10 protein-coding genes are annotated in these 13,510 nt (G+C 38.8%); 8 read left to right on the top strand and 2 right to left on the bottom strand.

Going from position 1 to position 13,510, the window contains the following annotated elements; translation table 11 throughout:
• Window positions 1–128: 128 nt before the first annotated feature.
• Both FM038_RS13395 and FM038_RS13400 read right to left on the bottom strand, forming a co-directional pair.
• Window positions 129–3,797 carry a response regulator gene (locus FM038_RS13395; RefSeq protein ID WP_195873032.1) on the bottom strand — a complete coding sequence of 1,223 codons (3,669 nt, stop codon included), beginning with the start codon at window positions 3,795–3,797 and terminating at the stop codon, window positions 129–131.
• A 15-nt stretch (window positions 3,798–3,812) separates the two neighbouring features.
• Complete coding sequence (locus FM038_RS13400; protein WP_185965690.1) at window positions 3,813–5,135, bottom strand: AAA-like domain-containing protein; 1,323 nt, start codon at window positions 5,133–5,135, stop codon at window positions 3,813–3,815.
• Window positions 5,136–5,844: 709 nt separating this feature from the next.
• Between FM038_RS13400 and egtB the strand changes: the two genes are divergently transcribed.
• The 8 genes from egtB (at window position 5,845) to FM038_RS13440 (ending at window position 13,212) form a co-directional block, all read left to right on the top strand.
• Window positions 5,845–7,080 carry an ergothioneine biosynthesis protein EgtB gene (gene egtB / locus FM038_RS13405; RefSeq protein WP_195873033.1) on the top strand — a complete coding sequence of 412 codons (1,236 nt, stop codon included), beginning with the start codon at window positions 5,845–5,847 and terminating at the stop codon, window positions 7,078–7,080.
• Window positions 7,077–8,066: an L-histidine N(alpha)-methyltransferase gene (locus tag FM038_RS13410; protein WP_142871014.1), complete on the top strand. Its 990-nt coding sequence runs from the start codon at window positions 7,077–7,079 to the stop codon at window positions 8,064–8,066. The genes egtB and FM038_RS13410 overlap by 4 nt, the downstream gene beginning before the upstream one ends.
• Before the next feature lie 296 nt (window positions 8,067–8,362).
• Window positions 8,363–9,220: a sulfite exporter TauE/SafE family protein gene (locus tag FM038_RS13415; RefSeq protein WP_185965691.1), complete on the top strand. Its 858-nt coding sequence runs from the start codon at window positions 8,363–8,365 to the stop codon at window positions 9,218–9,220.
• Window positions 9,221–9,838: 618 nt separating this feature from the next.
• Window positions 9,839–10,564: an isochorismatase family protein gene (locus FM038_RS13420; protein ID WP_142871016.1), complete on the top strand. Its 726-nt coding sequence runs from the start codon at window positions 9,839–9,841 to the stop codon at window positions 10,562–10,564.
• A 56-nt stretch (window positions 10,565–10,620) separates the two neighbouring features.
• Window positions 10,621–11,394, top strand: a complete 774-nt coding sequence (locus tag FM038_RS13425; protein ID WP_223292863.1) for an isochorismatase family protein — start codon at window positions 10,621–10,623, stop codon at window positions 11,392–11,394.
• Between the two features lie 454 nt (window positions 11,395–11,848).
• Entirely contained in the window at window positions 11,849–12,136 is a 288-nt protein-coding gene (locus FM038_RS13430) for a glutaredoxin domain-containing protein (RefSeq protein ID WP_142871017.1), read from the top strand.
• A 123-nt stretch (window positions 12,137–12,259) separates the two neighbouring features.
• A complete protein-coding gene (locus FM038_RS13435; protein WP_142871018.1) occupies window positions 12,260–12,604 on the top strand; it encodes a TraR/DksA family transcriptional regulator in 345 nt (114 codons plus the stop codon).
• Window positions 12,605–12,762: 158 nt separating this feature from the next.
• Window positions 12,763–13,212, top strand: coding sequence for a DUF6789 family protein (locus tag FM038_RS13440; protein ID WP_142871019.1), 450 nt, complete (start codon window positions 12,763–12,765; stop codon window positions 13,210–13,212).
• Window positions 13,213–13,510: the final 298 nt, after the last annotated feature.

Genomic DNA, 13,510 nt, shown 5'->3' on the forward strand with positions numbered 1-13,510 from the left:
AGCTTAAGGCTGCTCTAGACATTGCGAGCCTACTGTGGAGCGCACACCAAATAGTGCGCTCCCTATGGCTTTTAAGCTTAAAATATGTTCTGAAACACTCGAGCTTGACCCCCTGTTAAAACTAAATTTTAGTTCGTAAGCCTAAGCCTAAGGCTTAGTAAAGTAGAGTTAATATGATAAGAAATAAAGTCATTTGCACCTTTTTCAATCCCAACAGCATAGTCAGAATCATTAAGCTCATGGTCTGATATAAAGAAAATTTTAACAGCCTTCCCTTTTTCCAGCCTAATTTTGCTGCACAAGGCTAATGCACTAGTCTTTAATTGCTCTGAATATCCAATTAACACATACTTGGGATTATGCTTTTCTAATAATGATTCCATAGCCTTGTCATAATTAGGGTAGAAGATCACTTTGTACTGGGTTTTCAACTCTCGGATAAACTCTTTTATCGTACTAGAAGGCTTATCCACTAATACCATTGTTGTTTTTTCACTAGTTAAATTGACTGCTTGAAGAAGCTCCCCCTGTGTAACTTCTGGACATAAGAGTAACTCGTTACATTGATCCGCTAACACCTTAGAAAAGCTAGCTATGCTATCTGAATCAATTGTTAGTGTTTCTTTTAACTCTTGTTCAAGGTTTGCAGCCAACTGGCCTACATCATTCAACCCTAAATTTGCCGCACTTCCTTTAATAGTATGGGCAAGTGAAGTTAGCTGCGCGGGCGATAACTCATCATCTAAAATACCTTGCTGATATTTAGTGGCAAAGCGGTGCAGCAATTTAAGAAGAAGTGATTGATTGTTACTACAGCGCTTAAGTGCTTCATTAATTTCCACATTTGGTAGTTTCAATTGTGAAGTTTCTGCAACTTCTATCATTGTATTAACTTCCTTATTGGCTTGAGATAAGCATTGGTAGATACACTCGCTAAGTAGCTGGTGATCGATAGGCTTACTAATATGGTCATTCATACCCGCAGCAAGAAAACGCTCCCTATCACCAACTAGGGCATGCGCAGTCATCGCTATAATAGGGAGATCTGCCAAGTGCATGTATTGGACTTGATGTGATAACTCTCGAACTTCATTAACAGCTTCGACACCACCTAAAATAGGCATATCAATATCCATCAACACGAGATCAAAAGAGTTTTTCATAATACTTTTCACGGCAGCATAACCATCGCCAACAATGGTGACATTCAGACCTTGCTGCTCTAATAGCTCTCTGACAATCTCTTGATTTATTTCATCATCATCAGCAATCAAAATTCGAAAAGCATGTTCAAATTTTAATTTACGTAATTGGCTTCCCTGTGCTTGAGAGCTACCATCTAAAATAGATTGAACTCGCTTCAAGCTAGAGGTCAATTGAACATACTGATTAAACCCTAATACTTTAAGTCTCTGAGGAAAAGTGGCACCGAGCTCAAGTAAAGGTATCACCTCCAAAACTTGATGTGATTGGATCACTTTTTCAATCAAGTCAGTCGTTAAATTATCATCACCACCTACGATGAGTTTATCAAACGTAGTTGATTGGCCGTTCAGTAGAAAAAGCATAAAGTCTCTAGAAGAAAATATGGTCACTCTATGTTCTAATAATTCAAGTTTATCAGTTAATTGCGTTATATTTTCTTTTTCTGCAATAATTGCGACATTAAGGGTATCTGTTGCTAAAGGAATATGTTGAGTTGAAATATCAAACGTAACAGTAAAAGAGAAACAACTTCCCTCATTAGTTTTACTACTGACATAAAGCTCACCTTGCATTAACACAGCGAGTTCACAGCATAGACTTAATCCTAGGCCTGGCTGTAATACCGATTCATCACTCTTGCTAATCACACCTTCTATATGACCAGCACCAATACCTATACCCGTATCACATAAGCTAAACCTAACCGTTAACTTCCCTTCCGTTTGTTCCAACAAAGCTACTCGTAACGTTATTTCACCATACTCTGTATAAGCGAGTGCATTGGTCATTAAGTTGAGTAATAGCTGCTGTACTCGATTACGATCTCCCAACAAAGCAGGCAGAAAGCCTTTAGGCATATCAAGTGAGAATTTAAGTCCTTTACTGTAAATCCTTGCACCAACCATATCAATCAAGTTATCAAGAACATCATCAAGCAGAAACGTCTCTTTCTTAAGTGCTAACTCTCCACGCTCAAGCTTACTAATATCGACAATATCATCAACCACGCCTAACATATAACTGGTTGAATTTCTCATTTTCAGTAAATAGTCACGTAACTCGGGCTCAATTTCACACTGTAAAGCGAGATGACTTAAGCCTAGAACACTATTTATTGGAGTCCTAACCTCTTTGCTCACTCTTGCAAGAAAATCACTTTTAGCTTGATTCGCTTGCTCAGCCTTTAAGGTTGCCTCATTGAGTAATGAGAGTGTTGATTTTAACTCTGACTCAGCTAACTGCCTTTGCTCTATCTCTTGCTTAAGTTGCCTATTTATATCAAGTGTTTTTCTTTGAGATAAAGCCTGACTTGAAGAGATATACCTGTGGTCTATCTCCGGTAGAACCTTTCCTTTGCTCCATAAGTTAGCTTCATTAAGCTCTTGACCTTGAAGTAAATATTTATCCTTGTAAGAGGAGCCCCAAAGTTTTAATTTTTCAGCATACGGCCTTATATTTTGTAATTGAGCACTTAACCAAGCAAGATTGAACACTTCCTCATAAACTTTTGTTCTTACACGAATGACACCTTTACGCTGTGAAATTAGCCCCGTTAAATACAGTCGACTAATATCACCCACCTTATCGATTTGAAGTTCACCAATAGGGCTGGATAATAATTCAGCATAAGTTGCGAGGCTATGAACCGAGACCTTATCATCTAATATCAGGCGATCTTTGATAGTTCGTAGGTGTTCAGGATTATCATTACTCTTCCAATCATCAATAATTTTTTCTTTAACAACTTTATCGACAAGTGCTTGCTCAGTGAGAGGAACTTGCCTAGTCAGCTCCCCTTTAGGACTAAATACATTCGCGTTGTCAATCACAAGCTGACAGATCTTTTGTGTTAAAAATGGCTGACCATGACTCCAATATAGAACAGCCTCTAGCAATCGCTCAGACTGATAACCCTCTATAGCCAATGCAGCACACAAAGGCATTGCTTCGGAAAGTGAAAAACCTTCCAAAGCAATAGAGCGTCCAATATTGAATGGCGACCGTTTCGGGTTTGCAATTAACTCAGAAGGAAGTGCAACACCAAAAAATGCAAAACTCAAATTACGCAGCTCGCTTTTCTCAGCTCGTAAATTATAGCAAGAACGAATGACAGAGAAAAAATCATCAGCAGGAAAAGGAAGGCTAAGAACAGAATCTACCTCATCAAAAAAGATCACCATCTCTTTTTCAGTGTAGAGTTCGAGTAGTTTATGTTGGAGAAAATGCGCTAACTTTTGAGCTGGAGTTATATCGCCTAGCGCCTTCCACCATTTGACCATAGCAGAGTCAACAGTCGGTAATGCGAACCCATGCCATAACTCTGAAATGATACCGGCATACCATTGCTCAGGGCTTACACCTACACTACCTATGCGGCTCAGGTCTAAAAAGCAGCAGTGGCAGCCTTTTTCTGTCAGCCTAGACTTTACATTGAGAAGCAGTGATGACTTACCCACTTGCCTAGAGTTAAACACATAACAAAGCTCTCGTTTTTTCAGGGACTGGTATAACTGTATATCAGCCTCACGTTTGATATATATCGATGTCTGCTCAGAAATACTACCACCGATCTGAAAACTACGAGAGTCCATATTCGTTACCCAGTTTTAAAATGATAAGTTATCTTTAAGGTACTTACTCAACATCTTATTCTTGAGCTTTGGCTTACCGTCATCAACTTTTACAACCCCTAGTCGCTCTAACTGATACATTTCTATCAAAGTTAACTCTTGAGTAGGCTGAGATATGAGCTTTTTAAAACCACTAAGGGCATCTGAATTAGCGCTAATATCCTGTAGTATTTGTTGGAAAAAGCTGCTAAATAGACCAGATGGCTTACTTGCTTTATCCAGTAATTCGCTAAACGCTAGAGAAGGGCTTTCTATTAGTCCCCTTTCACTAGCCAATGAATATAAAGCTAATTGGCATAAGTAAGGATGGCCACCTAAGGTATTCAACATAACCGTAATAGGACTGACAGCCATACCATCATTGCGCCAGTTGTAACCATAAACACTAGCTAACCTTGATAGCTGTTCTCCATCAAACGGGGTTAACTCGATGGGTAGTCCAACATTAAATGGTGATAAATTAATATCTAGGTTCACATAAACTTCTGTGGAGTATATCAGCACCTGCCGGAGGTTTTGCATCACAGGGTTATGTTTAGACTCCTCAAACCATGATCTCAACAAAGGTAGGAAATCACGACTTACATCTTCATGATCAAAAATTAGGTTCAGCTCATTAATCGTCAGTAATAAAGGCTGGTTAATTTGTGGTAAAACATAGTGCTTTAAGAAGTTACTACAACTTAATTTACTGCCTGTTAACTCATTCCAATAGTCATCTAACTTTGGTTCAAGATTAACCTGTGCGCAGATTTGTAAACTCACCCAGCGTAATAACTTATCTAAATCAGTTAAAATAGCGCTATCAGCTTGCATAAAGTCAATATTAACAACCTTAAACCCTTCACTATCAGCTTGATCTACAAGCCTAGAAAGCAAAGAGCTTTTCCCCATTTTTCGTGGGCCTTTGATACGCACGACAGAACCTGGCCGTAATAGCTCTTTATAAGCCCTAGCTTCCTCTTCGGTTCGCTCTATATAAAATGGTGAACTAAAAGAGATGGCGCCACTCGGGTATTCTAAGGGTACCTCCCGGTCGTTACTGAGAGACTCAAACTTTTCTTCGAGAAGTGGCCTAAAGTTACGCTTTGTCACCGAGCAATTTAGCGCACTACTAAGCTCCTTCCATAGCTGAGAACCACCTTTGCGTACATAGTCATGATCATAAGAAGTTTCTTCAGCAATAATGTTATAGCCTTTTCCCTCCCAAGATAATCTAAAAACTTCGACCTTTATTAGGTTAAGGCTATCTTCTGGCAGTATAGTTGCCAACAAATCTTTAGCTTCATGATGGTTCATTAATACTCTCTCTTCAATCAAAAACACTGCGTCAAGTTGGTACACCCTAAACTCAACTAACATTAAGATCTTACAACATCATACAGTTTACAGACACCAATAATCACAACAAAGTAACAACGTGACACTTAGAGGCTACATTTAAGGAGCCAGTCACAAAGGCAATACTGACTGCCAATAGAAATAACAAACCTAAGGTTTAAGATATTCAATCACTCTGTAACTTGCTTCAGAGTTTCCGACTGTACTTTCAAATCACTTAATCATAACTATCTTCTTAGTTTTTATATGTACATATATTCTCTCAGTCCTCGGCAAACTGATGTGTAATATCAAGGAGGGACAGTGTCATTTTACTATTCGTTTACTGGACAATTTTTGCTATTTCTATTCAAACAATAATCGCTATCACTCGCTACATAGCTATACAAACCAACATTTTCTTTACACCATCTATGTTTTTACACTAGCTTTAGTTATTAATATATTTGCGGTTATTGAAAAATAAGAGTGTGAAGCTAGTCTTTGTGTGATGAACAAAATCAGTTGCATTGATACAGGAACTTAAGTGAAGACACACCATTATCTTCTAAGTCACTCTCACATACTTCATTGCCATGACACATTTGTGTGCCTAACTAACACATACAAAAAGTTTGCCTTAAGCAAGAGTAGTGACTTATATAGAGTTAAATAAAAGGGAGATGATATGGCTACTAGTGATAGTTGCGATAGGGAGGAGTTAATCCTACGGTTTTCAGAAACAAGGAAAACAACTGCTGATATTTGTGCACATTTAGAGATAGAAGATCTATGTATTCAACCTAGTGCAGAGGTAAGCCCTCCGAAATGGCACCTAGGCCACACAACTTGGTTTTTTGAAGAACTTATCTTGCAGCAGTATTGTAATGACTATAATCGCTTTGATAAGCAATTTAGCTTACTGTTTAACTCCTACTATAAATCTGCCGGGCTGCATTGGACCCAGAAAGATCGCGGCAATCTTTCTAGACCAACGGTATCCAAAATCTATCAATACCGACAGATTGTCGATGACGCTATAGTATCTTTACTTGAAAATGGAATAGCATCTGAAGTTGCTGCAATTTTAGAAATTGGCATTCAACATGAACAGCAGCATCAAGAGTTACTTTATATGGATATAAAGTACATCTTACATTGCAACCCTAACCCACCTGCCTATTCCCCCCTTCCTCTTGAATCCGCAATCGAGATAACTGAGTCATGGCGAAAGCTTGATGAGCAACTTGTCAATATTGGCCATAGTGACAACGGGTATGCATTTGACAATGAATCACCGCAACATAAAGCCTACTTAGCTAGCTTCTCTATATCAGAGAACACAGTGACAAACGGAGAATACCTTTCATTTATCGAAGCGGGGGCTTACCAACAAGCTAAATATTGGTTGAGTATGGGCTGGGATTGGATAAATAAAAATCAGATATCCTCCCCTCTATATTGGCAAAACATTGATGGGGTTTGGTATGAATACACCCTACATGGTCTAGCTCCTTTAGAGAAAAATGCTCCAGTTGTTCATATCAGCTACTTTGAAGCGAATGCCTTTGCAAACTGGCGAGGTTGTCGCTTACCGACAGAGCAGGAGTTTGAGCACTACTTACACAGCACTGACAGTACTGTTTCAAGTCATAGTGATGCTTTACATCCGATTCGAGCTAGCGATGCTACAAACCAAGTTTGGTGTTGGACCCAAAGTCATTACTCCGCCTACCCAGGATATAGGCCCTTTAAGGGCAAGCTCGAAGAGTACAATGGTAAGTTCATGTGTAATCAATTTGTACTACGTGGGGGCTGTGTTACCACTCCTCATGGGCATTATCGTCATAGCTATAGAAATTTTTATCAACCTCATCAACAGTGGATGTTTTCAGGCATCAGATTAGCAAAGGATCTATCATGAAGATTTCTAAAATTGATTACAAAAGCAAAAATATAGACAAGGATAATCGAGAGCAATTTGCCATTGATGTATTGACAGGATTAAGTGCAGAAACGAAAAACTTACAAGCAAAGTATTTCTACGATGATGTAGGGAGTAAGATTTTTCAACAGATCACTCAACATGATGACTACTACCCCACAAGAAGTGAATTTGAAATACTCAATCAAGTTAAAAATGAGCTAGCTGAACTCATAGGAGAGCAGGAAATTGATATTATTGAACTTGGTGCAGGAGACGGCCATAAGAGCCAACTCATTATTAACGGCTTTGTTAACAGCAACTGTAAAGTAAACTATTACCCCATAGACATATCTGAAGAAGCAATGGTTATGTTAAAAGACAATATTTGCGACCATCCTCTTGTTGAGTGCCACGGGATTGTCGCTGAGTATTTTGAAGGGCTGCAACTGGTCAGGGAAAAGTCAAAGAACAAACAGCTTGTGCTATTTTTAGGCTCTAATATTGGTAACTTCGATAGGGTTCAAAACCAAGGTTTCTTGCGACGTTTGTGGATGAATATGAATAATTCTGACCACTTACTAGTCGGCTTTGATTTGAAAAAAGATATTGATGTGCTAACCCGTGCTTATAACGACTCTAGTGGCTTAACGAAAGATTTTAATCTCAACCTTTTAACTCGGATAAATCATGAGTTAGGCGGTAACTTTGACATTGAAAACTTTCAACATTTCGGCGTATACAATCCATCACTTGGCGCGATGGAAAGCTATGTCATCGCGACAAAAGAGCACAGTGTTTATATTTCATCATTAAAAAGAGAGTTTCACTTTAAGGCTTTTGAACCTATTCACTTAGAGCATTCCTTTAAGTTTTTATCTAGCGATATTGACTATATTAGTCACAACACTGGTTTTTCAGTAATCAAACATTTTACTGATAAGGAGAGCTATTTCATTGACTCACTCTGGAAAGTGACAAAATGATAAAACCAGTACTCCTTACAAACTAAACAAAACAGCAACTAAGAACCTAAAAAAACAACACTTAGTTGCGACTCTATTACTAACCAACCTTCCTTATGAATTATTAAGTAATGAACTAGTTCGATACTTATAACTATATATTTTCATCTTAAAAAATACTCATACTAATTAAATCACACATCCAGCTCAACTCAGCACACATCCCTAGCTAAATAGGCATCATATACTGCATGTTATTCAGTAACGGCCTTGCTGGCCTTGCTTACCACTTTAAACTTACTGCTGAGGTACTTAGAATGGAACTTACTTTTGAATTTTGGTACCTGCTACCAATAGCTACCGTTATCGCCACTATAGCAATGTCTAGTGGTATTGGCGGAGCGGTCTTTTTCTCTCCTCTATTCATGATTGCACTCAGTTTAGAGCCCAAAATTGCGATTGGTGCGGCACTAGCCACAGAGCTTGCGGGTTTCAGTAGTGGTTTATACGCATATTTAAAAGCAAGGTTGATTGACTTTCAGCTTGCTAAGAAATTACTCGTGTTTTCAATACCTGCCGCATTAATAGGTTCACTCTACGCAGACTTAATCCCTGCCATCGTTCTCAAAGCTATCTTTGCTGTTGGTCTAGTCTTTATTGGTACTCAGCTATTCTCAGCTTGGCGAAAAGAGGAGCGTGAGAAAAATGAGAACACTACTGCAAAAGAGTTTGAAGAAAACTATCAATCAGAGCTCACAGACAGCCAAGGCAACGTCTATCGTTACACCATATGTAACCCAAATATGGGAAAATCATTTGCAGCCATAGGGGGCGCATTTGTTGGAATGATCTCTGTGGGTTTAGCTGAATTACAGGAATATCACCTTGTCGCTCGCTGTAAGGTCCCGACTCCCGTTGCGATAGGTACCTCAATATTTGTAGTTGTACTCACAGTGCTCACAGCTTCCATAGGACACTTTTATGAGTTTTACCATCAAGGTAATGATGTACTTGCTCAGGTAGTTAACATCATCATATTTACGATTCCAGGAGTGATCATAGGTGGTCAATTAGGGCCTAAACTACAACGCATAGTTCCAGAAGATAAAATGAAAGCTGCTATTTCAATAGCATTCCTTCTCATAGGCATCTTCATGCTATATACCCTAATTTAAAGCACTCCAAAGTCAGGTACTGATTTTATAGTACCTGACTTATCTTTTCCTAATAGCCCATCACTAGATTAAAATTCGGCATGTAATACATCTTCAAGGGATATAAAGAAAGTAATAAACATTCATAGCTCATAGAAAAGTAACGCTCCCCCCGCCCCTCAAAGATATCAAACGCCTAGCCAATTAAACTTCGCAGATTTAAATTGCTGTAACTGACTACCTCCAGCTCCAGAAAAAGTCACTACCAACTATAAATAGAACTAAATTGTATTTAGCTAAAGCTGTTAACTGAAATTCGTAGAAGCCTCATTTCAGGCCTTTAGAGCTTGGCTTAACTCAGCTACAGCAATAAGCAATAAGCAATAAGCAATAAGCAATAAGCAATAAGCAATAAGCAATAAGCAATAAGCAATAAGCAGCACCTAAGCATAAAGGTCGAAAAACAAAAGCTCCCCACTTAGAACACATATCGGTATATGGAACAACACATTCCCCTCAACACTGCACACATCCATTTTTTCCCTTACTTCATATAATTACTTCGAATTCAAATGAACCGAAAACAAAATCACATTTGAGAAAAATTAAATAATTGATAGAACTATTGAGGATTGAGAGATGACCAACTTAACTAGAAATCGCGTTGAAAAGTGGCTTGAAGAAAACACTGAGCACGGATTGCCAGTGACAGGTTTTGAAATTGAAAAAGGCCGCACTGCAGTCGTTATCACTGACCCACAAGTGGATTTTCTATCTCCAGAAGGTGTCGCTTGGGGCGCTGTAGGTGAAAGCGTTTTAGAAAACAATACTGTGGCTAACCTAGAAGCATTAATGAACACCGCCGTTGAAGAGGAGTTCCCTCTTATTATCAGCCCTCATTACTACTTCCCTACCGACCATAACTGGAAGTTTGAAGGCACGCTAGAGAAGCTAATGCATGCGATCAATATGTTTGACCGTAAAAGTGCACTTGATGTTGAAGGCTTCGAAGGCAGCGGCGCAGACTGGCTTGAAGAGTTAAAACCTGCCATCAACCATAAAGATACCGTTATTTGTGGCGCACATAAAGTGTATGGCCCTGAAAACAATGACCTCATTCTTCAATTGCAAAAGCTGCGCGTTGACAAAGTTATTCTTGCCGGTATGTCTGCAAACTTATGTGTTGAATCACATCTGCGCGAACTTGTTGAGTATGGTTTTGAGGTTTCAGTTGTCGCCGATGCAAGTGCTGCAGCAAAAGTACCAGGCCTTGATGGCATGTTAGCCGCACTTACCAACTACCGCATGATTGCCAGTGACATATTTAGTACTAAGCAGATCGTTGAACAAATGAAAAATGCTTAAGCAATGAATAGCTTGAACAACCCTACAAATTATTGATTAGAAACGGACACAACATTATGAAACTTAAAAATACCCTACTCGCTATGACTGCATGTACCGCACTTTTATCAACTTCAGCTGTATTCGCTGCAGGCGGCACAGCAAAAGGCGGAGATGGTCTTCCTAACCCAGGTGTAGACTTCATTAAAGGCCAAACAGCCATTGTGATCACCGACCCACAAATTGATTTCCTATCACCTGAAGGTGTCTCTTGGGGCTTAGTAGGCAAAAGCGTAATTGCAAACAACACAGTTGAGAATATAGATAAGTTGATGAAAATTGCCGGTGAAAAAAATATCCCACTGATTATTTCACCACACTTTTACGCGCCAACAGACTTACACTTTAAGCATGGTGGTGCACTAGAGCATGCAATGCATGGTATTAAGATGTTTGAAAGTGACGAGCGTATTGACCAAGCAGGGTTTAAGCCTGGTACTGGCCCAGACTGGATGCCACAGTACAAGAAATACATTAATAACGGTAAAACTGCGGTTTCTACACCACATAAGGTCTATGGTCCAGATACCAACGACACGGTATTGCAGCTGCGTAAACGCAACATCAATAAGATCATTCTAGCGGGTATGTCAGCGAACTTATGTACTGAATCTCACCTACGTGAGTTTATGGAGCAAGGTTTCGAAGTGATGGTGATAAAAGATGCAACAGCTGCTGCACAACTACCTGGGTTAGATGGCTACGCTGCAGCAATGACCAACGTCCGTATGATTGCTAACTCTGTAAAATCAACTGAAGAGGTACTCAAGCAGATAAACAAAGAGTTGTAATAACACCTGTTTCACTCTTTAACCTTATGCCGCTGTTGTCACCAACAGCGGCTTTCTCTTTTCTGTCGCCGTAAGAAAGTACAACCAAGGAGAGGATAGCGCATGCAATTGCAGAGCAGAGCAATAAAGTGGACGAGACTTAGTTTCTCAAGACATAAAAAAATCAAGGTGCATCTTCCTTAGCTATCACCTAGTTTACCTGTATTTAACAACTCTAAAGACACGACACAACCACCACTTATTCACACATCACCAGCCAACAGTAACACATACCCATTACAAGCCCTTTTATATACTAGTTGCATATTCAAGAAGAAATGGTTGTCAATACTGCAGAAAAAGAATCAGAGCTTAATCGAATTGATAACGGCACTGACGAAATGTAGCGATGAATTACGAATAACCAAACCTCTTAATAAAACATTTTAAACTGCAACCAGTGTAAGGAATAACCATGAGTAACAAGATCCAAGAACACCAAACAACACAGGAAGAGATATTAATGTTGTATCAATTCTTAGGTTGTCCATTTTGCACCATTGCAGAAGCACCAATCCATAGACTTGGAATAGATGTTGAGTATAGAGACACGATAAAAAACCCGCAATTCAGACAAGAGCTCATTAACGAACTTGGCCGTGCAACTGTTCCTGTGTTGCGCATTATATCTAAAGATGGAACTGAAAAGTGGCTTCCAGAATCTAGGGATATCGTTCGATTTATTGAGAAAAAATATGGCTAAGTGGCTTCATCGACTACAGCTTACATCCAGACCCCTTCGAAAATAACTTTTTATGAATCAACAATGGCTTAGCACTTTCTAAGCTAAGCCATCAAGCAATATGATAGAGGAGTTTTATCAATCATGATTGATATATCAAGAGAGGAGTTAAGAGCCAAGTTAATATTCAAAAAGTCTCAATTAAGTAAAGAGTTAGTAGAACCTAAGATGCATATCAATAAATGTGATATTCACGATGTTATTGATGCAGCAGAAGCTCTTACTACTAGGGAGAAGGAGCATCGATTATACGGTCTAAAAGAGCTGAAAATTCAACAACTCGACAATGTCATAGATAAACTCAGTCACAACAATGACATTGAATGTGACACGTGCGGTGTATCAATTCTTTCACGGTTGGAGGTTGTCCCCACTGCACAACGCTGTTTTAGCTGTCAAACGAGAGTGGAAAAACTCAAACTTAAGTAATGAACCACTTAAGCTTGAATTAATTACACATTCACACCTCAAGAATACACATACAGTCTAACCCAGTTATCCCACAATACTTACCTATAGAAGACTGATTAAACATCTTAATTTCGTAATTAAATTAACTAAGCACTAACCAAAGAGAGATACAGACTATGGACATCAATAAGAAAGATATTAGCAAAGGTTTAATTGCGGGTTTGATTGCAACAGTGGCTTTAACAGCAATCATGATGATAAAGTCAACTATGGGTATTATGCCTGACTTTAACCCTGTTCAAATTTTGGCTGACACGGTAACGGATACATTAGGGCTATCACAGACTCCTGTATTAGGCTGGTTTCTACACTTTGGATTAGGGTCTGTTATCTGGGGGCTTAGCTTTACTACCTTTAATAATATCCTACCAGGTAAATCTCAAGTAGCAAAAGGTCTATATCTAGGTGTTATTGCATGGGGCTTTATGATGTTAGGACTTATGCCAATAGCTGGCTTTGGAATGTTTGGCCTGCTTTTAAGTATGAAGGTTCCAGTCATGACGTTAATGCTACATTTAGTTTTTGGGTTTGCACTAGGACTTAGTTATAAAAAACTAGCTAGTTAACCCACGGCTTAACCCTGAAACACCTAAACATTTAAGCTGTTGATAAGTAGCTATTTACCACAGACCGCTAAATGGATCTAACCATACAAATAAGTTGAGATATTTTTAGTTTGTTTAAAGCAATGGTCTGTGAACTAGGATGCTAGTCTTCTCAAAAAAACTTCAATTAGGGAAATTAAGAACAAGAGCGTTTTTATGATATTTTGGGTAAAATTACGCGCTAATTTACAAAAATATGATAAATGCTATCCTAAAATAGAGAGACTAATTTAAATTCAATTAAAATGTTGTTTCAAAA

Origin of the sequence: Shewanella eurypsychrophilus (genome assembly GCF_007004545.3) — a bacterium.
Taxonomy (GTDB): Bacteria; Pseudomonadota; Gammaproteobacteria; order Enterobacterales; family Shewanellaceae; genus Shewanella; species Shewanella eurypsychrophilus.

Excerpts from the sequence above, each read along its gene's own strand:
- FM038_RS13395 (WP_195873032.1), bottom strand. The coding sequence starts at position 3,797 with ATGGACTCTCGTAGTTTTCAGATCGGTGGTAGTATTTCTGAGCAGACA.
- FM038_RS13400 (WP_185965690.1), bottom strand. The coding sequence starts at position 5,135 with ATGAACCATCATGAAGCTAAAGATTTGTTGGCAACTATACTGCCAGAA.
- egtB (WP_195873033.1), top strand. The coding sequence starts at position 5,845 with ATGGCTACTAGTGATAGTTGCGATAGGGAGGAGTTAATCCTACGGTTT.
- FM038_RS13410 (WP_142871014.1), top strand. The coding sequence starts at position 7,077 with ATGAAGATTTCTAAAATTGATTACAAAAGCAAAAATATAGACAAGGAT.
- FM038_RS13415 (WP_185965691.1), top strand. The coding sequence starts at position 8,363 with ATGGAACTTACTTTTGAATTTTGGTACCTGCTACCAATAGCTACCGTT.
- FM038_RS13420 (WP_142871016.1), top strand. The coding sequence starts at position 9,839 with ATGACCAACTTAACTAGAAATCGCGTTGAAAAGTGGCTTGAAGAAAAC.
- FM038_RS13425 (WP_223292863.1), top strand. The coding sequence starts at position 10,621 with ATGAAACTTAAAAATACCCTACTCGCTATGACTGCATGTACCGCACTT.
- FM038_RS13430 (WP_142871017.1), top strand. The coding sequence starts at position 11,849 with ATGAGTAACAAGATCCAAGAACACCAAACAACACAGGAAGAGATATTA.
- FM038_RS13435 (WP_142871018.1), top strand. The coding sequence starts at position 12,260 with ATGATTGATATATCAAGAGAGGAGTTAAGAGCCAAGTTAATATTCAAA.
- FM038_RS13440 (WP_142871019.1), top strand. The coding sequence starts at position 12,763 with ATGGACATCAATAAGAAAGATATTAGCAAAGGTTTAATTGCGGGTTTG.